Origin of the sequence: Mycobacterium sp. TY815 (assembly GCF_030755135.1) — a bacterium.
GTDB lineage: Bacteria > Actinomycetota > Actinomycetes > Mycobacteriales > Mycobacteriaceae > Mycobacterium.
This window is the reverse complement of record NZ_JAUFRX010000001.1, coordinates 1,238,753-1,261,804: the sequence shown is the minus strand read 5'-3', so window position 1 is coordinate 1,261,804 and position 23,052 is coordinate 1,238,753. Positions and strand designations below refer to the sequence as shown.

2 protein-coding genes are annotated in these 23,052 nt (G+C 67.8%); both read left to right on the top strand.

The genetic code is table 11. The features are described from left to right. Positions 1–21: 21 nt before the first annotated feature. On the top strand, positions 22–21,339 hold the full coding sequence (locus QXK92_RS05300) for a non-ribosomal peptide synthase/polyketide synthase (RefSeq protein ID WP_306240624.1): 21,318 nt from the start codon (positions 22–24) through the stop codon (positions 21,337–21,339). Beyond that, positions 21,333–23,045 carry an ABC transporter ATP-binding protein gene (locus QXK92_RS05295; RefSeq protein ID WP_306240622.1) on the top strand — a complete coding sequence of 571 codons (1,713 nt, stop codon included), beginning with the start codon at positions 21,333–21,335 and terminating at the stop codon, positions 23,043–23,045. Before QXK92_RS05300 ends, QXK92_RS05295 begins: the two co-directional genes overlap by 7 nt. Positions 23,046–23,052 lie beyond the last annotated feature (7 nt).

Genomic DNA, 23,052 nt, shown 5'->3' with positions numbered 1-23,052 from the left:
CGTCTGAGATCCGGCGGCGCCATGACAACACTTGAGGGCGAACTACAGCGCAACGACTCCGACGGACCCCGGGTCGAGCAGGTTCTGACCGACATCTTTGCCCAGGTGCTGGGCGTGGAGCGGGTGGGTGTCGACGAGTCGTTCTTCGATCTCGGCGGTGATTCGCTGTCGGCGATGCGGGTCATCGTCGCCATCAACGCCGCCCTGAACGCCGATCTGCGGGTGGGTGCGCTGTTCGACGCGCCGACGATAGCTCAACTGGCGTCGCGCATCGCGGGCGATTCGGGACGACTCAAACCCTTGCGTGCCGTTGCGCGGCCCGCCGTGGTGCCCCTGTCGTATGCGCAGAGTCGATTGTGGTTCATCGACCAGTTGCAGGGCGCGTCACCGGTATACAACAGGGCCGTCGCGTTGCGGCTGCGCGGACAACTCGACGAACGGGCGCTGGGCATCGGTCTGACCGATGTGGTTCGCCGCCACGAAGCCCTGCGCACGGTTTTTCCCGCTGTCGACGGCATACCCCGACAGGTCGTGATCCCGGCCGCGCGCGCCGACTTCGGCTGGCAGGTGGTGGACGCGACTGGCTGGCCGGCCGAGCGGCTGGATGACGCCATCAGGGAGACGGCACGTCACCCATTCAGTCTTTCCAGTGGAATACCGCTGTGGGCAAGACTTTTCCGGCTCAACGAGCAGGACCACGTAGTGGTAGTGGTGGTCCACCACATCGCCGGGGACGGCTGGTCGATCAGTGTGCTGGCCGGCGACCTGATCGCGGCGTACCTCAGGCGGTGCGCCGGGCAGATCCCTGAGTGGACCGAATTGCCGGTCCAGTACATCGATTACACCTTGTGGCAGCGGGACAATCTCGGTGATCTGACCGATCGGGAGAGCCCGCTGGCCGCTCAAGTGGCCTACTGGGAAGAGGCCCTGGCGGGGATGCCGCAGCGGCTGGAACTACCCACCGACCGGCCCTATCCGCCTGTCGCGGACCACCGGGGCGAGCAGGTCCGCGTGGACTGGCCGGCCCTGTTGCAGCAGCAGATACACGAGCTCGCCCGCGAGCACAACGCCACCAGCTTCATGGTCGTGCAGGCGGCCCTCGCCGTGCTGCTATCCCAACTGAGCTCCAGTTCCGATGTGGCGGTGGGATTTCCGATCGCCGGCCGCGGCGACCCCGCGCTCGACGCCCTGGTCGGCTTCTTCGTCAACACCCTGGTGCTGCGGGTCAATCTGGACGGCGACCCGACGTTCGCGGAGTTGCTCGCCCAGGTGCGAAAGCGCAGTTTGGCCGCCTACGAGCACCAGGACGTGCCGTTCGAGGTGCTGGTCGATCGGCTCAACCCGCCGCGCTCGCGAACCCATCACCCGTTGATCCAGGTGATTCTGAACTGGCAGAACAACGACCCTACCGTCGGTCTCGTCGCGGGTGAGCTGCAGATCACCCCGATACCGGTCGACACCCACACCGCCCGAATGGATCTGGCGTTCTCCCTGATCGACCGGGTCGCGGAGAGTGGCGAACTCGACGGCATCGGAGGATGCGTGGAGTACCGCACCGATGTGTTCGAGGCGACCACGATCGAGTCGCTGATCGCACGGCTGCAAACCGTGCTGGCGGCCGTCACCACCCACCCGGGCCGGCGCTTGTCGACGCTGGACCTGTTGGCCGACGGCGAGCATGCCCGGTTGGCCAACTGGGGGAACCAGGCGACACTGACCCGGCCGCTGCTGCACGCGCAGTCGATTCCAGCGGCGTGGGCCGCCCAGGTCGCTCGCACACCCGGGGCCGTCGCGATCACCTACCGTGGCCGGTCGTGGACCTATCGCGAGGTCGACGAGGCCTCGAACGGCCTGGCGCACTTGCTATCCGAATGTGGGGCGGGGCCGGGCGCGGTCGTGGCGCTGCTGACGGAACGTTCGGCCGACGCCGTGATGGCGATCCTGGCGGTACTCAAAATTGGCGCCGCCTACCTGCCGCTGGATCCCGGGCTGCCCCGCGCGCGGCTGGAATTCATGCTTGACGACGCTGCACCCTGCGCAGCCGTCACCAGCACCGGCCTCGCCGCCATGCTGAGCAGACGTGAACTGCCGACGATCGATCTGAGCGACCTGGATTTCGATGACCTGCAACCGCGGTCACCCACGCATTGGTCCGGGCCGGCTCCCGGGGACATCGCCTACTTGATCTACACCTCGGGCACCACCGGGGTCCCCAAAGGTGTTGCCATCACGCATCACAACGTCACCCGGCTGATGGTTCCGCTGGACGCCTATCTGGAACTGGCGCCGGGGCCGGCGTGGACGCAGTGCCACTCGCTGGTTTTCGACTTCTCGGTATGGGAGATCTGGGGTGCACTGCTGCACGGGGGGCGGCTCGTGGTCGTGCCCGACGACGTGGTGCGCTCTCCCAGCGACTTGCACGCTCTGCTGGTCGCCGAACAGGTCAGCGTCCTCAGCCAAACCCCTTCGGCGTTTTATGCCCTGGCGGCCGTCGACGGGCTGCACCGCGATCCCGGACAGCGGCTCGCGTTGCAGGCTGTGGTGTTCGGCGGGGAGGCGCTGCAGCCCCAGCGTCTGGCCACATGGTCGCACCACCACCCGGAACTGCCGCGGCTGCTGAACCTCTACGGGATCACCGAGACGACCGTGCACGTCTCGGTGTGCGAGATCGCCGAACCCGACACCGACGCCATCACCAGCCCGATCGGGGTGCCGTTGCCCGACATTGCCTTGTTTGTGCTGGATCGGTGGCTGCGTCCCGTGGCGGTCGGGGTGGCGGGTGAGTTGTACGTCGCCGGGCACGGCGTCGGCGTCGGATATGTGGGTCGGCCGGGATTGACGGGTTCGCGATTCGTGGCGTGTCCGTTCGCTGGCGTGGGAGCGCCAGGAATACGTATGTACCGCACCGGGGATCTCGTGCGGTGGGGTACTGATGGCCGGCTGGTGTATGTCGGGCGTGCTGACGAGCAGGTCAAGATCCGGGGTTACCGCATCGAGTGTGGTGAGATCACCGCGGCGTTGGCCGAGGTCGACGGCGTGGAGCAGGCCGTGGTGACGGTCCGGGAGGACCGCCCCGACGACAAACGTCTGGTGGCTTACGTCACCGAGTCGGCTGCTGGGGGTTTGGATCCGCTGCGGGTACGCGCGGCCGTGGCGGAGCGCCTGCCGTCCTACATGGTGCCGGCCGCGGTGATCGCTCTGAAGACGCTGCCGCTGACCATCAACGGCAAACTCGACACCAAGGCACTACCGGCGCCGACGTACACCGACGACGACCACTACCGGGCTCCGGCCACGCCCATCGAAGAGATCGTCGCCGGCATCTACGCCCATGTACTCGGCCTCGAGCGGGTCGGTGTCGACGAGTCGTTCTTCGACCTGGGCGGCGATTCGCTGTTGGCCATGCGAGTGGTCGCGGCGATCAACAGCGCCCTGGACGCCGGCCTGGCGGTCCGCACTCTTTTCGACGCGCCCTCGATTGCCCAGTTGGCTCCCCGGATCGGCGTGGGCGGCAACCGCTTGAGCCCGCTCGCCGCTGTACCGCGGCCCGCCGCAATTCCGTTGTCGTTCGCCCAGAACCGGCTGTGGATCATCGATCAATTCCAGGGGCCGTCCGCGGTTTACAACATCCCTGCCGCCTTGCGGTTGCGGGGGCCGCTGGACGTCGATGCGCTGGGCATGGCGATGAGCGACGTGGTAGGCCGCCACGAGAGTCTCCGCACGGTGATCACCTCGATCCAGGGAGTGCCCGGTCAGACGATCGTTGCGCCGCGGCAGGCGGATTTCGGCTGGCAAGTCGTTGATGCGGCCGCGTGGCCGGCGGACCGGCTCACCGCGGCAGTCGCTGCGACGGCACGCCACCACTTCGACCTGGCGACCGAAATCCCAATACGTGCAATGCTTTTCACGCTGTCAGATCAGGAACACATCCTGGTGGTGGTGGTGCACCACATCGCCGGCGACGGCTGGTCGATCGGCGTCCTGGCCGCGGACCTGAGTGTGGCCTATGCGGCACGCTGCGCCGGCCGGGCTCCGGGGTGGGCCGAGCTGCCATTCCAGTACGCCGATTACACGCTCTGGCAGCGCGAGACGCTCGGTGATCTGGCCGATCCGGTCAGCCTGCTGGCGGGGCAGCTGCGGTACTGGGAGGAGGCACTGTCGGGCCTGGCGCCGCGGCTGGAGTTGCCCACGGACCGGCCTTATCCGCTGGTGGCCGAACAACGCGGGGGCCAGGTGGTCCTGGAATGGCCTGCTCCGCTGGCGCGGCGGGTTCGCGATGTCGCCGGAGCCCACGGTGCGACCAGTTTCATGGTGGTTCAGGCCGCGTTGGCCGTGCTGCTGTCCAAACTCAGCGGCAGTCGCGATGTGGCGGTAGGGTTTCCGGTCGCGGGTCGCGGTGATCCGGCCCTGGACCCCATGGTGGGATTCTTTGTCAATACCCTGGTGCTGCGGGTCGACCTCTGCGGCAATCCGACTTTCGCTGATCTGCTCGCCCAGGTGCGCGAGCGCAGCCTGGCCGCCTACGAACACCAGGACGTGCCGTTCGAGGTGCTCGTCGAACGCCTCAATCCGGTCCGCTCACTGACTCATCACCCTCTCATCCAGGTCATGCTGGCCTGGCAGAACAACATCGACCTCAACCTCGCTCTGGGCGGTCTCGATCTGACGCCGGTTCCGGTCGACACCCACACCGCTCGAATGGATTTGATGTTCTCGCTGGCCGAGCGGTTCAACGACGACGGTGAGCTGACCGGAATCGGCGGCACAGTCCAGTTCCGCACCGACGTGTTCGATGCCGACAGCATCAAGGCGCTCGTCGGATGGTTCGAGGCCGTCGTGACCGCGGCCACGACCTACCCGAAGCGACCGTTGTCGTCGGTAAACCTGGTCGCAGCCGGCGAGCAGGCCCAATTGAACCGCTGGGGAAACCGCGCGGTGCTCACCCAGCCGGCGCCGCCCGCCATGTCGATCCCGGAGGCGTGGGCAGCGCAGGTGGCGCGTACCCCCGCGGCCGTGGCGGTGACGTGCGGGCAGCGCTCATGGACCTACCGCGAACTCGACAGGGCATCGAATCGATTGGCGCACAGGCTTTCCCGGTGCGGTGCTCATCCGGGGGCGGTGGTGGCGTTGGTGTTCTGCCGCTCGGCCGACGCCATTGTCGCGATGCTGGCAGTGCTCAAAGCCGGTGCCGCGTACCTGCCGATCGACCCGGCGTTGCCGCCGGCGCGGATCAATTTCATGCTTACCGACGCCGCGCCGGTGGCGGTGCTGACCACCGGCGATCTGGTCGATCGGCTCGAGGTGCACGGTGTGCCCGTCATCGATGGTGCCGCCCCGGACATCCACGCCTGTCCGGTCACGCCGCGACCGATGCCGGCTCCCGACCCTCTGGCCTACCTGATCTATACCTCGGGCACCACCGGAGTGCCCAAAGGCGTTGCGATCAGCCATCACAACGTCACGCAACTGCTGCGGGTGACAGGTTTCTTCAGCGGGCACAATGACGCTGCGCCGATCAGCTTCGCCGCCACACAGTGGCATTCGTACTCCTTCGACGTCTCGGTATGGGAGATCTGGGGCACGCTGCTGCACGGTGGGCGGTTGGTGATCGTGCCCGAGGACGTGGCCGCCTCGCCCGCCGACTTTCACCACCTGCTCAGGGCCGAGCGCATCGATGTGCTCACCCAAACCCCCTCCGCGGTGGGCACGCTGGACATTGCCGGGCTCGAATCGACCGCATTGGTGGTGGGCGGCGAGGCGTGCCCGCCCGAGCTCGTGGACCGATGGGCGCCTGGCCGGGTCGTCATCAACGCCTACGGTCCCACCGAGACCACGGTCTATGCGGCGATGAGCGCGCCGCTTCGGCCGAATTCGGGTCCCACGCCGATCGGGTCGCCGGTGTCCGGCGCAGCGCTGTTCGTGCTGGACAAATGGCTGCGTCCGGTGCCTGCCGGCGTGGTCGGCGAGCTCTACGTCGCGGGTCGGGGAGTCGGCGCCGGGTACTGGCGTCGGGCCGGGCTGACCGCCGCCCGGTTCGTGGCGTGCCCCTTCGGCGCACCGGGGGCGCGGATGTATCGCACCGGCGACCTCGTCCGCTGGCGGCGCGACGGACAGCTCGATTACCTCGGTCGCGCCGACGAGCAGGTCAAGATCCGCGGCTACCGCATCGAATTGGGCGAAGTGCAGGTCCAGCTCGCCGCCATCGACGGTGTCGATCAGGCGGTGGTGGTAGTGCGCGAGGATCGCCCCGGGGACAAACGCCTGGTGGGCTACCTCACCGGGTCGCCCGACCTGGCGCGGGTCCATGACGCACTGTCGCAGCGCTTGCCGTCCTACATGGTGCCCGCCGCCCTGGTGCCGTTGAATGCGTTGCCGCTCACGGTCAACGGAAAACTCGACACCCGCGCCCTGCCGGCGCCGGAATATCAGCAGGCCGACCGCTACCGGGCGCCGGACGGCGCCGTCGAGGAGATCCTGGCCGTCATCTACGCAGAAGTCCTCGGGCTCGATCGCGTCGGCGCCGAAGACCCGTTCTTCGATCTGGGCGGTGACAGCATCCTGGCGATGCAGGTGGTGTCACGGGCGCGGTCGGCCGGCGTGCTGTGCACACCGCGGGATCTTTTCGTCGAGCAGACCGTGTCCGGTGTCGCACGGGTCGCCGGTTTCGTCGATCCGGCAGCCGATGTCGTCGATGAGGGTATCGGACCGGTGCTGCTCACTCCGATCATGCGCTGGTTGGTCGACCAGGGCAGTTCGGCGGATCAGTTCAACCAGACGATGGTGTTTCAGGCACCGGCCGGCGTCACCGCAGCCGACGTCGAGGCACTGCTACAGGCCCTGCTCGACCGGCACGCCATGCTCCGGCTGCAGGGCCACGGGCAGGAGTGGCAGGTGCCCGGGCCGGGATCGGTGACCGCCGGCAGCTGCCTGCAGCCGGTGGCCGAGCTGACGCCGAAGGCATTGGCGGAAGCCAGATCTCGACTGAATCCCGCGGACGGCCGGGTGCTGTCCGGCCTGTGGTGCGCCGCGGTCGGCCAGTTGGCGCTGGTCATCCACCACCTGGCCGTCGACGGCGTGTCATGGCGAATCCTGCTGGAAGACCTCAACACCGCATGGGGCCAGCGGCGGGCCGGACGTGAAGTGGCACTGCTTCCCGGGGGCACCTCGTTTGCGCGGTGGGCGGCGCTGCTGCACGAGCACGCCCGGGACGACTCGGTCGCAGAGACCGCCGACGCCTGGCGGCAACTGCTGGCCGTTCCCGCCGTGCTGCCGCGCGTGCGCCCCGGCGCGGACACGCTGTGCACCGCCGGCCACCTCTCGGTGTCGATGGACACCGAGACCACCCGGCTGCTGCTGGGCGCCGTCCCCGCGGCGTTTCACGTAGGCGTGCAGGACATTCTGCTGATCGCGTTCGCAGTGGCGTGGGCCGAGTACCTCGGAGCACACGGTAGGCCGATCGTCGTCGGCGTCGAGGGGCACGGCCGCCATGACGACATCGCGCTGGCGGTGGACCTGTCACGCACGGTCGGTTGGTTCACCACCAGATACCCGGTGGCCATGACGGTGAACGCCGTCGACTGGCAGCAAATGACGGCCGGTGGTGCGGCCCTGGGAACCGTCGTCAAGTCCGTCAAAGAACAACTGCGCAGCCTGCCCCATCCGCTGACATACGGTCTGCTGCGCCACCTCGACCCTGATGCCGGGCTTTCCGGCCCGGAGCCGGCCATCGGTTTCAACTACCTCGGCCGGCTGGGCGCCTCCGCGCAGTCCGTCGCCCACGGGTGGTGTCTCGGCCCGCGGCCGGCCGACAGCAACGCCGGACTGCCGATGACGTTGCCCCACACCGTGGAGGTCAACGCCGTCACGGTCGACACCGCAGCAGGCCCACAGCTGCACGCGAACTGGATGTGGGCACCGTCAGCCCTCGACGAAGCTCAGGTGAAACAGCTGAGCGGCTTGTGGTTTGACGCGCTGGCCGCCGTCTGCGCGCATGTGCGGGACGGCGGGGGCGGACTGACTCCGTCGGACATCCTGCCCGCCCGGTTGGACCAGCAGCAGATCGACGAATTGCAACAGCGCGGGGCCGTCGCCGATGTGCTGCCGCTGACCTCGATGCAGCAAGGGCTGTTGTTCCACGCCAGCACCACCGGCGGCGATTTCTACGCGGTGCAACTGGATTTCGCGGTGGCCGGTGCGCTCGAGCCGGAGCGGCTGCGCGATGCGGTGCAGACCGTCGTCACCCGGCACCCACAGTTGGCGGCACGTTTCGACGAGCACGAGCCGGTGCAGGTCATCCCCGCCGACCCCGTGTTGCCATGGCAGTACCGGGCGGTCGAGTCCGCCGACCAGGTCGAGCAGCTGTGCGCCGAGGAGCGTGCCGCCGTGTGCGATCTGACCAATCCGCCGGCGTTCCGGGCCATGTTGATCCGGACCGGTGCAGACCAGCACCGGTTTGTGCTGACCAATCACCACATTGTCGTCGACGGCTGGTCCATGCCGATCCTGTTGCGGGAGATCTTCGCCGCGTACCACGGTCAGCGACTGCCCGCGGTCGGTGCGTACCGCAACTTCGTGACCTGGCTGGCCGGCCGGGACCGACTGGCCGCCCAGGCAGCCTGGGGCAAGGTGATGGACGGGTTCGGTGCGCCGACGCTGGTCGGCCCGCCGGGCCGCTCGGGTCTGGGGCCCCGGCGCGCGACCTTGGTGCGGCTCTCCGCGGCGACCACGCAGGCCCTGCACGACACGGCGCGGGCTAGCCATACCACCGTCAATATCGTTCTGCAGGCTGTCTTCTCGCAGCTGTTGATGCGCCTGACCGGGCAGCGTGATGTCGCGTTCGGCGCCACCGTCTCGGGGCGGCCGGCCGAGCTGCCCGGCGCGGATTCGATGGTGGGACTGTTCATCAACACGGTGCCGGTGCGCGCGACCATCGCGGCAGGTACCACCACCGCGGATCTGCTCGCCCAGCTGCACAGTGCGCACAACGACACTCTCGATCACCAGCATCTGGCGCTCAGCGACATCCACCGAATCACCGGACACGACATCCTCTTTGACACGCTGTTCGTGTATCAGAACTTTCCGATCGATGCCGCCGCGCTGACAACCGGGTTGGCCATTTCGGAGATGTCGCGGCACGACTACAACCACTATCCGCTGACGATCCAAGCCCTGCCGGGGTCCGAACTGGGACTCCGGGTCGAATTCGACACCGACGTGTTCGACACCGACGACATCGACGAACTGATCCGGGGCTTCGAACGTTTGTCGGTTTCGATGAGCGCCGAGCCGGGCCGCCGGTTGTCATCGGTCGACGTCCTCGATGCCGGTCAGCAGGCCCGGCTCGCCCGATGGGGTAACCGCGAGGTGCTGAGTCGCTCAGCGCCGGCGACGGTCACGATCACCGGCTTGTGGGCGGAACAGGTGGGCTGCCGGCCGGATGCGGTGGCGCTGCGTTTCCAGGGTGACTCGATGACCTATCGAGAAGTCGACGACGCCGCCAGTCGGGTCGCGCAGCTGCTCGCCGGTCACGGTGCCGGACCGGGAACGTATGTGGCCCTGCTTTTTCCGCGTTCGTTCCAGGCCGTCACGGCGATCATCGGAGTGCTCAAGACCGGCGCGGCCTATCTGCCGATCGACCCGTCGCTGCCGGCGGCCCGGATCGCGTTCATGCTCGGGGATGCCGAACCGGTCGCCGCGCTGACCACCGCAGCACTGGCGGACCGGATCGCCGGACACGACGTGCCCGTCCTCGATATCAACGACTGTCCGGCGCCCGGCGCCCGGTGGCAAAACCCGCAGCCCGTGCCGACGCCGGACGACATCGCCTATCTCATCTACACCTCGGGAACCACCGGTGTCCCGAAAGGTGTTGCTGTGACGCACCACAACGTCACGGAGCTACTCGGATCGGTCGCCGCGAACGTCGAGGGCCAGGTGTGGTCGCAGTGGCATTCGCTTGCCTTCGACGTCTCGGTGTGCGAGATGTTCGGTGCCCTGCTCTCGGGTGGCCGTCTGGTGGTGGTGCCGGAGTCGATGACACGGGCGCCCGAAGAATTCCACGCGCTGTTGGTCGCCGAGCGGGTCACCGTGCTGAGCCAGACGCCGTCGGCCTTCTACGCGCTGCAGACCGCTGACGGACTGTCCACGCCATCCGGTCGGCGGCTGCAACTCGAAACGGTGCTCTTCGCCGGGGAAGCTCTGGAGCCCCGACGTCTTCAGGCATGGCTGCGCAGCCACCCGGATTCTCCGCGCCTGCTGAACCTGTACGGCACGACCGAGACCACCGTGCATGCCTCGCTGCGGGAGATCGTCGCCGCCGATGTCGACGCCGACTGCAGCCCGATCGGGGTGCCCCTGAGTCATCTCGGCTTCTTCGTGCTGGACAACTGGTTACGACCGGCGCCCCCGGGAGTGGTGGGGGAGTTGTATGTGGCCGGCAGCGCTCTGGGACTGGGGTATTGGCGCCGGGCGCCATTGACCGCGTCGCGGTTTGTGGCGTGCCCATTCGGGCGTCCCGGCGAACGCATGTACCGCACCGGGGACCTGGTTTCGTGGGGGCGTGACGGTCAACTGCGCTACGCCGGACGTGCGGACGAACAGGTCAAGCTCCGCGGCTACCGCATCGAACTCGGTGAGATACAGGCTGCCCTGCTGGGCTTGCCGCACGTCGACCAGGCTGTCGTCACCGTGCACGACAACGTGTCCGGAGGCAGCCACCTTGTCGCCTACATCACCCTGGCGCACGACATCGCAGCCGAACGGGATCCTGCGCGCGAGGCGGACATCGTCGAACAGTGGCAACACCTTTACGACGACCTGTACAGTCCCGCGGACGGTGCGGCCGAGTTCGGCATGGACTTCCGGGGCTGGAACAGCAGCTACACCGGCGCCCCCATCCCCGTCGACCAGATGCAGGAGTGGCGTTCGGCCACCGTGGCCCGGATTCTGGCCCTGCGGCCGCGCCACGTGCTGGAGATCGGTGCGGGCTCGGGACTGCTGTTGGCGCCGATCGCTCCGCACTGTGCGGAGTACGTCGCCACCGACATGTCCGAGGTCGCGATCGGCAACCTGGCGGATTCGCTGTACCAGATCCCGTGGCGTGACCGCGTCCGCCTGCTGGCCCAGCCGGCCCATGTGCGGGCGGGGTTGCCGCACAACCACTTCGACACCATCATCCTCAACTCGATCGTCCAGTACTTCCCCAACGTGGGATACCTGTCGCAGGTCATCGAGAACGCCATGGACTTACTGGCACCGGGCGGCGCGTTGTTCATCGGCGACGTCCGCAACCACACGCTGCAGAACGCGTTCTACACCTCGGTTGCGCTCGCCCAACCCATCTCCGATACCGGGGAGATCCGCAGACGGGTCCGCCGTGCCTTCACGAGTGAATCCGAATTGCTCTTGGCACCAGAGTTCTTCACTGCCTGGGCGGCGGAGCGGACCTCGGTGGCCGGGCTGGATATCCAAGTCAAACGCGGCTCGGCGGACAACGAACTCCACCGGTACCGCTACGACGTCGTCGTCCACAAGTCGCCGGCACCGGTGCGGTCACTGCGGGACGCGCCCGTGTGGTCGTGGAGTGGCCACACGCAGCTACGCGCCCGGCTGCGGTCCGAGCGCCCAACCGCAGTGCGCGTCAACGGCATCCCGCGCGCCGGACTGATCGCCGACGTCCTTTCCGAGCAGGCCCTCGTCGCCGGGATGTCGCCGGGGGACATCCAGGTTCCCGCCGAATGCGTCAGCCCCGAACAGCTGCACCGCCTGGGAGCCGGCGCCGGATACCGCGTCGCGGTCACCTGGGGTGCGCAACCCGGCACCGTGGACGCCGTGTTCCTGACTGACGCAGCACCGCTGACCGATGTGTACATGCCGTCCAACGGGATTCGTCATGGCGCCGCCCACGCCAACGAACCGCACACCAGCGCCACCATCAGTACGGTGCGCCGGCAGCTGGGCGCACAACTGCCCGGCTACATGGTGCCGGCGCACATCGTGGTGCTCGACGAGTTCCCACTCACGTCCTCCGGCAAGCTGGACCGAAAGTCCCTGCCGGAGCCGGAATACCACGATACGCAGCGCTACCGGGCCCCGGCCGGCGCGATCGAAGAGGTGCTGGCCGGCATCTACGCGCAGGTGCTGGGATTGGCGCGGGTCGGGGCGGACGAATCGTTCTTCGAGCTGGGTGGGGACAGCATCCTGTCGATGCAGGTGGTGGCGCAGGCCCGCGCCGTTGGGGTGATCTGCAAGCCGCGCGACATCTTCGTCGAGCAGACGGTGGCGGGGGTGGCCCGGGTGGCCACGATCGCCGACGGTGCCGGCGGCGCGGCGGACGACGGAACCGGACCGGTTCCCGCCACCCCGATCATGTGGTGGTGGCGCGGCCTTGGCGGCTGCATCGACCAGTTCAGTCAGGCGATGGTGTTACAGGCTCCCGATGGTGCCACCCGGGACGACATCGCTGTGGTGCTACAGGCCTTACTGGACCGGCACCCTATGCTGCGGCTGCGGGTCGACGAGGTTTCCGGGCAGTGGTCGCCGACGGTTTCCGAACCAGGTTCGGTGGATGCATCGAGTTGTCTTGAGGCGGTGGACGATTGGTCCGATGAGGCGCTGATCGCGGCGCGCTCGCGGTTGCAGCCGGCCACGGGCACGATGGTGAGTGCCCTGTGGGTCGCCGGCGCGGGCCGGCTGGTGTTGATCATTCACCACCTCGCCGTGGACGGCGTGTCGTGGCGAATCCTGCTGGGCGACCTCATTACCGCGTGGACTCAGCACCGCAGCGGGCGGCGGGTGGAGTTGCCGGCGGAGTCGACGTCGTTCCGGCGGTGGGCTCACCTGCTGGGTGAGTACGCGAGACGACCCGATGTGGTCGGCCAGGCGGACACCTGGCGGCGGGTACTCGCCGTTCCAGCGGCGTTGCCGCCGGCCCGACCGGACGTGGACACCGTTGCCACCGCCGGTCGCCTGTCGGTGTCGCTGGATGCCGAGCACACCCGCATGCTGCTTGGAGCGGTGCCGGCAGCGTTTCATGCCGGCGTACAAGACATCCTGTTGATCGCATTCGGTCTGGCGTGGGCTCAATTCTCCGGTACCGCGGGCACCGCGGTCGGTCTCGACGTCGAGGGACACGGGCGCCACGAGGACATCGCCACGGATGTCGACCTGTCCCGCACCGTCGGGTGGTTCACCGCCAAGTATCCGGTCGCACTGGTGCTGGACGCGCTCGACTGGGCGCAGGTGATCCGCGGCGACGCCGCCCTGGGCGCGGTGATCAAGGACGCCAAGGAACAGCTGCGGGCCCTGCCGCATCCGCTGACCTTCGGTGTGCTGCGTTATCTGAACGACGATGTCGACCTCGTCGGCCCCGACCCGGCCATCTTGTTCAACTACATTGGCCGTCAGGGGGTTTCGTCGAACCAGTTGCCGGCAGCCGGGTGGCGGCCGGAGCGGCGCGGTGTGCCGGTGCACGCCGTCTCCATACCGCTGACCCACACGGTGCAGGTCAACGCCGGCACCCTCGAGACCGTGGTCGGCCCGCAGCTGCAGGCCGACTGGACGTGGGCGCCGTCGGCATTGGATGAGGCGCAGGTCAACCGGCTGAGCGAGCTGTGGCTGGACGCCCTCGCCGGCATCTGCGCGCATGTCCGGGCCGGTGGCGGCGGGCTGACACCGTCGGACATCGCCCCGGCCCGGTTGAGCCGGCGCCAGATCGACGAGCTGGAGCGGCATTACCGCGTAGCCGATGTGTTGCCGCTGACTCCACTCCAGCGGGGGTTGCTCTTTCACACCGGAGCGGCGCAGGACGACGTCTACGCGGTGCAACTGGCCTTCACCGTCACCGGCCCCCTCGATCCGGAGCGTCTTCGTGCTGCGGTGCAGGCGGTGGTGGTGCGGCATCCCCACCTGTGCGCCCGATTCAGCGAGAATTTCGACGAACCGGTGCAGATCATCCCTGCCGATCCGCAGGTGCCCTGGCAGTACGTGGAACTCGAGACCGGGCAGATCGAGCAGTTCTGTGCCGCCGAACGCGCAGCCGTGTGCGATCTGGCGAATTCGTCCTGTTTCCGGGCGGTGTTGATCCGTACCGGTGAGCAGGAACACCGCTTCGTCCTGACGAACCACCACATCGTGCTCGACGGCTGGTCGTTGCCGATCCTGATGCGCGAGATCTTCGCCGGCTACCACGGACAGCCGCTGGCCCCGCCGGTGTCCTATCGCCGGTTTGTGACCTGGTTGGCCGATCGGGACGTCCCCGCTGCCCGCGCGGCGTGGCAGGAGCAGCTGGCCGGGTTCGAGGTCCCGACACTGGTCGCGTCCCGAAGTCGATTGCAGTCGGGGCCCCGGGGTGATGCGGCGTTCACGCTGCCTACCGAAATAACCCGGGCGGTGGGCGATTTGGCGCGGTCCTGCCATACCACCGTCAACATCGTGCTGCAGGGCGCGTGGGCGCAGCTGCTGATGTGGCTGACCGGCAGCACCGATGTCGTATTCGGCACCACGGTCTCCGGAAGGCCATCCGAGTTGGCCGGCGCGGAGAACATGGTGGGGTTGTTGATCAACACGGTGCCGGTGCGCGCCACCGTCAGCCCGGCCTGCACCACCGTGGAGCTCGTCGATCGGCTGCAACGCGCCCACAACGACACCCTCGAGCATCAGCACCTGGCGCTCAGTGAAATCCATCGCATCACCGGCCAAAACGCATTGTTCGACACGCTTTTCGTGTACCAGAATTACCCGCTCAACACCGCAGGGCTGGCCGGTGCCCACGAGTTGCGCATCACGCAGAGCGTCAGCCGCGATGTCACCCACTACCCGTTGACAATTCAGATGGTGCCGGGCTCCGCGCTGAGTCTGCGCGTGCAATACGACACCGACGTGTTCGGAGCCCGGGATATCGACACGCTGATCGGGCGGTTCCACCGCCTGGTGGCGGCGATGACGGCCGACCCGACGCGCCCGTTGATTGCGATCGACGCCCTCGACGGCGATGAGCACGCCCGGCTCGCCGAGTGGGGCAACCGGGCGGTGTTGAGCCAACCGGCGTTCGAGACAGCGTCGATTCCGGCGTTGTGGGCCGGCCAGGTGGCGCGTAGTCCCGAGGCGGTGGCGGTGTGCGCCGAGGGCGAGTCGTTGACCTATCGCGAACTGGATGACGCCGCGAGTCGATTGGCGCAGCTGTTGGCCGGACACGGCATCGGTCCTGGAACGGTTGTGGCTCTATTGCTTTCGAGATCGGTCCCGGCGATCGCGGCGATTCTCGCGGTGCTCAGAACCGGCGCGGCGTATCTGGCGATCGATCCGGCCCTGCCGCAGTCGAGGGTCGGGTTCATGCTCACCGACGCTGCACCGGCGGCCGCGATCACGTCGCAGGGACTGGCGGGGCGGCTCGAGGATTTCGCCGGTGTCGTGATCGATGTCGACGCCCCCCACGAACAATCCGGCGAACATACACGCGCCTTCTTGCCGGCACCGTCGCCGTCACCCGACGACATCGCCTACCTCATCTACACCTCCGGTACTACCGGTGTTCCCAAAGGCGTTGCCATACCGCATCGCAGCGTGGTCACGATGCTGACGTCGTTGCGCGACTGCGTGCCGCCGCAGGGGGTGTGGTCGCAGTGTCATTCGCTGGCATTCGACTTTTCGGTCTGGGAGATTTTCGGCGCGCTGCTCAGCGGCGGGCGGCTGGTGGTGGTGCCCGACCCCGTCGTCCGTTCACCGGAAGACCTGCATGCCGTGCTGATTGCCGAACAGGTCAGCGTGTTGAGCCAAACCCCCTCGGCGTTCTACGCACTGCACACCGCCGACGCGCTGCACCCGGGACTTCGGTCGCACCTGCACACAGTGGTGTTCGGTGGCGAAGCGCTGGAACCGCAGCGGCTTGGCGCATGGCTGGACGGCAACCAAGATTCCCCGCGCCTGCTCAACCTGTACGGCATCACCGAGACGACGGTGCACGCCTCCATCCGGGAGATCGTGGCCGAGGATCTCTGCGGCACCGGCAGCCCAATCGGCGGCCCGCTGCAGCATCTCGGCTTCTTCGTGCTCGACGGTTGGCTGCGCCCGGTCCCCGCGGGAGTGGTGGGCGAACTCTATGTGGCCGGCGCGGGGCTGGGGCTCGGGTATGTGGGACGGCCCGGGCTGACGGCTTCGCGTTTCCTCGCGTGCCCGTTCGCCGGCGCCGGAGCGCCGGGAACACGCATGTACCGCACCGGCGACCTGGCGTCGTGGGGCGCTGACGGCCAGCTGGTGTATGCCGGGCGGGCGGATCAGCAGGTGAAAATCCGTGGCTACCGCATCGAATTGGGGGAGATCCGCGCGGCCTTGGCCGGCCTCGACGGAATCGGGCAGGCGGCGGTCATCGTCCGCGAGGACCGTCCCGGTGACAAACGGCTGGTCGGTTACATCACCGAGTCGACCCGCGGTGTGGTCGACGTGGCCGCGGTCCGGTTCGCGCTGAGTGAGCAGTTGCCGGCCTACCTGGTGCCGGCCGCGCTCGTGGTGGTCGAGGCGTTGCCGTTGACGGTCAACGGCAAACTCGACCCACGTGCCCTACCGGCACCCGGCTACGGCGCCGGTGTTTCTCGTCCCCCCGGCAATCCGCTCGAGGAGATCCTGGCCGGCATTCATGCTCAGGTACTGGGACTGCCGCAGGTCGGCGTGGAGGAGTCGTTCTTCGATCTGGGCGGGGATTCGCTGTCGGCGATGCGTCTGGTCGCTGCGGTCAACGCCGCCCTCGATGCCGGGCTGACCGTGCGGGCGGTGTTCGAGTCGCCGACCGTCGCCCAGTTGGCCGCGCGCGTCGGTTCGGCCGGCGCCGGGCGGGAGCCGCTGGTTGCGGTCGAGCGACCCGCGGAGATTCCCCTGTCTTTTGCCCAGAACCGGTTGTGGTTCCTGCACCAATTCCACGGTCCCTCAGCGGTATACAACATCCCCCTGGCATTGCGGTTGCATGGAAAGCTGGACACGGATGCGTTGGGCGCGGCGTTCGTGGACGTGCTCGCCCGGCAGGAGAGCCTGCGCACGGTGTTCGCGACGTCCGATGGTGTACCGCGGCAGGTAATCGTGCCGGTGGACAAGGCCGACCTGGCCTGGCGCACCGTCGATGCGACGGCATGGTCGGCCCGGCAGCTTGCCGGGGCCATCGAAGCGGCGGGACGGCACGCTTTCGACCTCACCACCGAGATACCGATCAGGGCACGGCTTTTCGCGGTAGCACCGGACGAGCACGTGCTCACGATCGTGGTGCACCATATCGCGGGGGACGGCTGGTCGGTGGCGCCGATGGCTCGCGACCTCGGGCTGGCCTACGCGGCCCGCTGTGCGCAGCAGCCGCCGCAGTGGGCGGAGCTGCCGGTGCAGTACGCCGATTACACCCTGTGGCAACAACACTGCCTCGGCGACCCGGCGGACCCCGCAAGCAGGCTGGCCGAGCAGCTCAGATTCTGGGAGCGTTCGCTGGCCGGCCTGCCGGAGCGGATTCAGCTGCCCACCGATCGGCCCTACCCGGCGGTTGCTGATTACCGGGGCGCCAGTGTGGCGGTGGACTGGCCGGCGCCACTGCACCGGCGGGTGCGCGATCTCGCCCGCACGCACAACGCAACGGGGTTCATGGTCGTGCAGGCGGCCCTGGCGGTGTTGCTGGCCAAGCTCAGCGCGAGTTCCGATGTGGCGATCGGGTTTCCGATCGCCGGCCGCAGTGACCCGGCGCTCGACAACGTGGTGGGATGCTTCGTCAACACCCTGGTGTTGCGGGTTGACCTTGACGGCGACCCGACAATCGGCGAGCTGCTGAGCCAGGTCCGCGAGCGCAGCCTGGCCGCCTACGACCACCAGGACGTGCCCTTCGAGCTGCTGGTGGAGCGGCTCAACCCCGCCAGATCGCTGACCCATCACCCGCTGATTCAGGTGCTGATGGCCTGGCAGAACAATGCACTGCCGTCGGCTGCCCTCGAAGACCTGCAGGCTGAGCCCCTTTCAATCGAAACCCACACCGCCCGAATGGATCTGGCGTTCTCACTTGCCGAGCGATTCACCGGCGGAACCGAACCGGCGGGGATCGGCGGATCGGTGGAATTCCGTACCGATGTGTTCGACCCGGCCGGCATCGAAGTGCTCGTCCAGCGGCTGCAGCGGGTTCTCGAGGTCATGACCGCCGAGCCCGCCGCGCGTGTGTCGTCGATATCTCTGCTCGACGCCGCGGAGCGGATCCGGCTCAGCGAATGGGGAAACCACCCCGCGTCAGGCCAGCCCGTCGACGCGACGACGTCAATCCCGGCAGCCCTGGCCGCCCAGGTCGCACGCACGCCGACCGCCGAAGCGGTGACGTGCAACGGGCGGTCGATGACCTATCAAGAACTCGATGAAGCCTCAAATCGGTTGGCACACCGGCTCGCCGAACACGGCGCAGCGCCGGGCACCTGTGTGGCACTGCTCTTCGCCCGCTGCAGTGAAGCGATCGTGGCGATAGCTGCGGTGCTCAAGACCGGCGCCGCGTATCTGCCGATCGATCCGGCGCTGCCCGAGGCGCGGGTTGAGTTCATGATCAAGGACGCCGACCCGATCGCCGCCGTCACCAAAGCGCATGCCGGTCGGCTCGAGGCCTACGACCTGACGGTCCTCGACGTCGAAGATCCGGGCACCGCCGCCTATCCCGGCACCGCCCTGCCCGCACCCTCGGCGCAGGACATCGCGTATGTCATCTACACCTCGGGCACCACCGGGATACCCAAAGGCGTTGCCGTCACTCATCACAACGTCGTTCAACTGGCGGCCTCACTGGACGAGGCGTTACCCCGTGCCGGGGTCTGGGCGCAATGTCACTCCTATGCCTTCGACGTGTCGGTATGGGAGATCTGGGGTGCGTTGCTGCGCGGCGCCCGCTTGGTGGTGGTCCCCGAGGACGTGATGGCATCACCGGCTGACTTCCACACTGTGCTGGCTTCCGAACGTGTCAGCGTCCTCGATCTGAGTCCGTCTGCGGCCCAGATGCTTTCGCCGGAGGGCCTGGAGAACATGGCGCTGGTTGTCGGTGGCGAAGCCTGCCCGCCCGCGGTGGTGGATCGTTGGGCGCCCGGAAGGTTGATGATCAACGCCTATGGCCCGACCGAGACCACGGTCGACGCGGCGAGGAGCGCCCCGCTGCGAGCGGGCGCGCCACCGATCGGCACGCCCGTGCCGGGAGCGGCGCTGTTCGTGCTGGACGAACGGTTGCGTCCGGTGCCCGCCGGCGTGGTGGGGGAGCTCTACATCGCCGGACAGGGAGTCGCCGTGGGATATTGGCGCCGGCCGGACCTGAGCGCGTCGCGGTTTGTGGCATGCCCCTTCGGCGGCAACGGAACCCGGATGTACCGCACCGGAGACCTCGCCTTCTGGGACGCCCAGGGGCAGTTGCGTTATGTCGGGCGCGCCGACGAGCAGGTCAAGATCCGTGGTTACCGCATCGAACTCGGCGAAGTCCAGGCGGCGCTGGCTGCTCTTGAGGGCGTCGCATGCGCGGCGGTGACCGTCCGCGAAGACCGGCCCGGCGACAGGCGCCTGGTGGCGTACCTGACCGGAACGGCGGATCCGGCGCGCGCCCGCGCCGATCTGGCCGGCCGACTGCCGTCGTACCTGGTTCCCGCCGCTGTACTGGCTGTCGATGAAATTCCGTTGACGGTGAACGGGAAGCTCGACACCCGGGCACTCCCGGCGCCGAGCTACCACGACACCGCCCGTTACCGCGCCCCCGTCACCCCGCTGGAGGAGATCCTGGCGCGCTGCTACGCCGAAGTACTCGGCCTGCAACGGGTCGGCGTCGACGAATCGTTCTTCGACCTGGGCGGGGACAGCATCTCCGCGATGCGGGTGATCGCGGCGATCAACAACGCCCTCAACGTCGAGCTCGCGGTGCGCAGCCTGTTCGATACGCCCACGGTCGAAGGGTTGAGCCGGCTGGTAGGCGACGGCGCCACAGCCGATCCGCGCTACGCGGCCGTACACGGTCAGGCCGTCACCAAGGTATACGCGCGCGATTTGACTCTGGACAAGTTCATCGACGCGTCCACCCTGAATGCGGCGCCGGCCCTGCCCGGTCCGAGCGCCGAGGTGCGGACCGTCCTGCTGACCGGCGCGACCGGTTTCGTCGGGCGTTACCTGGTTTTGGAGTGGCTGCAGCAGCTGGAGCTCAAAGAAGGCAAACTGATCTGCCTGGTGCGCGGTGAATCCGACCAGGACGCGCGACGGCGGTTGGACGAGGTCTTCGACAGCGGGGATCCCCACCTGCTGCGGTTCTACCAAGAGTTGGCGGCCGACCATCTGGAGGTCATCGCCGCAGACAAGTCCGACGTCGACTTCGGACTGGACCGGCACGTCTGGCAGCGCCTGGCGGACACCGTTGACCTCATCGTGGATTCGGCGGCGGTGGTCAACGGCGCACTGCCCTACCGGGAGCTGTTCGGGCCGAATGTTATTGGTACCGCAGAACTCATCAGGCTGGCGGTCACGACCAAGCTCAAGGCCTTCGCCTATGTGTCCACCGCCGACGTGGGCAGACAGGTCGAACCAACAGAATTCACCGAAGACGCCGATATCCGGGCCGTCAGCCCCAGCCGCACCATTTCCGCCGAACCGGCCAACGGCTACGGCAACAGCAAGTGGGCCGCCGAGGTGCTGTTGCGCGAAGCCAACGACCTCTGTGGGCTTCCGGTCGCGGTATTCCGCTGCGGCATGATCCTGGCGGACACCACGTATACGGGCCAGCTCAACCTGTCGGACACGTTCAGCCGGATGGTGCTGAGCCTGGTATCGACCGGCATCGCGCCGGCATCGTTCTACCCGACCGACCCCGACGGCAACCGGCAGCGCGCCCACTTCGACGGACTGCCGGTCACATTCGTAGCCGAAGCGATCACGACCCTCGGTGCGCTGATCGTCGACTCCGGTGCAGGCGGTTTCCAGACCTACCACGTGATGAATCCGCACGACGACGGCATCGGACTCGACGAATATGTGGACTGGCTTGTCGAGGCCGGGTACCCGCTGCGGCGGATCACCGACTTCCGGGAGTGGCTGCGGCAATTCGAGGCGCGGCTGCATGCGCTGCCGGACAAGCTGCGCCGGCATTCCGTGCTGCCGATGCTGCCGACGGGTGATCCGGGCACGATCAGGCCGCTCGGACCGACGTCCGGGTCATACGCGCCGACCGATCGATTCCGCGCCGCAGTACGGGAAGCCAAGATCGGTCCCGACAAGAACAACCCGGACATTCCGCACATCTCCCCGCCGGTCATCGTCAAATACGCGACCGACCTCCAGGTACTCGGATTGCTCGGCCCGGAGGCATCGCCATGCTGACTCTGCTACGGCCGCACTGGGTCTCGATAACGATGAGCATGACGCTGCTGTGCGCCGCGACGGCCCTGATCCTCTGGCAACCGTTGCTGGTGGGCCGGCTCGTAGACAACGTGACGGCGGGCGCCTTGAACGTGCCCGCCGCGCTGACGGTGCTGGTGATCCTGGTGTGCCAGCTCGCGCTGGAAGGCCTGGGGCACTTCCGGCTGCACCGCACCGGCGAAAAGATCGTGCTGCGTTTGCGCGCCGAATTCACCGATCACGTGGTGCGCCTGCCGATCGGCCTGCTCGACCGCGGCCGCACCGGTGAGTTGCTGGCCCGCGGCGCCAGCGACGCCGGCCAGCTACGTGACATGCCACGCGCCGTGGGCGACATCGCATTCGGAATCCTGACGCTGCTGGGCGCGAGCGTCCTGATGCTCTCGATCGATGCGCTCACCTTGTGTGTGGTGGTCGGGATCATGACGGTCGCGTTCGGTGCGGGCAGCCCGTTTCTGTCCCGGATTCAGCGTGACTCATTGAACCGCCAAGTGGCGCTTGGTGACTACACGGCCGGGCTGGACCGGGTGCTGGGCGCGGCCCGCACCGTCAAGCTCTTCGGCGCCGAAGACCGCGAAGTGAACTTCATCGGCCTCAGCGCCGCGGCCGCCTACCGGGCCGGCGTTCGGGTGGCATCGTCCACCGCCATCAACATCTTGGCAATCCGGTTGGGTGTCACCGCTTCCTTTCTGACGATCATGGTCATCGACGGACGCCGGGTGGCCGGCGGCGGGCTGTCCGTGGGTCACTTCGTCAGCCTGTTCGCCTTCGCCATGTACGCGGTCTTTCCCATCACGGCCGGCTTCGCCGCCCTCGCCACCTTCCGCACGGCGGCGGGTGCTTACCAACATCTCGTCGCCACCCTGCGCGATCTGCCCGAAGGCGACCCGCCGGCACCGTCCGAGAGTGCCGCTGCCACAACGCGGCCGGATCGCGCCGCGGCTCCGCTGGTCGAATTCGACCACGTCTCGTTCTCCTACGGCTCGGGCGCAAGCGTGCTCGACGATGTTTCCTTCACCCTGCGACGAGATGAGATCACGGCGCTGGTCGGTCCTTCCGGCGCCGGAAAATCGACGATCCTTGCGCTGCTGTGCCGCTTTCACGACCCGGACGCCGGGACGGTCCGGTGGGAAGGCGAGGACATCCGCACCATGCCGCTGCGCGACCTGCGCGGCCGGCTCGGTCTCCTGGAGCAGGATGCGCCGGTTCTGCACGGCACCATTCGCGACAACCTGCTCATCGCCGACCCCGGGGCCGCCGACGAAGACCTGTGGCGGGTGCTGCGGCAGGCGAGCATCGCCGACGAAATTGCCGTTCTGCCAGAACAACTCGACACCCCGGTGCTGGAACGCGGCCGCAGCCTGTCCGGCGGGCAACGTCAGCGACTGGCCCTGGCCAGGGCATTACTCTCGCGTTCTGAGCTCATCCTGATGGACGAGCCGACCTCGCATCTCGACCGCGCCAATGAATACGACATCATGGCCAATCTGCTGCATGCGCGCGGCCGGCGCAGCATTCTCGTGGTAGCCCACCGCCTTTCCACCGTCACCAACGCCGGGCAGATCCTCGTTCTGCAACAGGGCCGCATCCAGGCCACCGGAACACATGCCGAACTGATGTGCACGCCCGTCTACCGCGAACTGGTCGAACACGAACTCGTGCGGCACTAGGGGAGGG

Bases quoted from the DNA above. Each gene is read 5' to 3' on its own strand.
- QXK92_RS05295 (WP_306240622.1), top strand. From the start codon at position 21,333: ATGCTGACTCTGCTACGGCCGCACTGGGTCTCGATAACGATGAGCATG.
- QXK92_RS05300 (WP_306240624.1), top strand. From the start codon at position 22: ATGACAACACTTGAGGGCGAACTACAGCGCAACGACTCCGACGGACCC.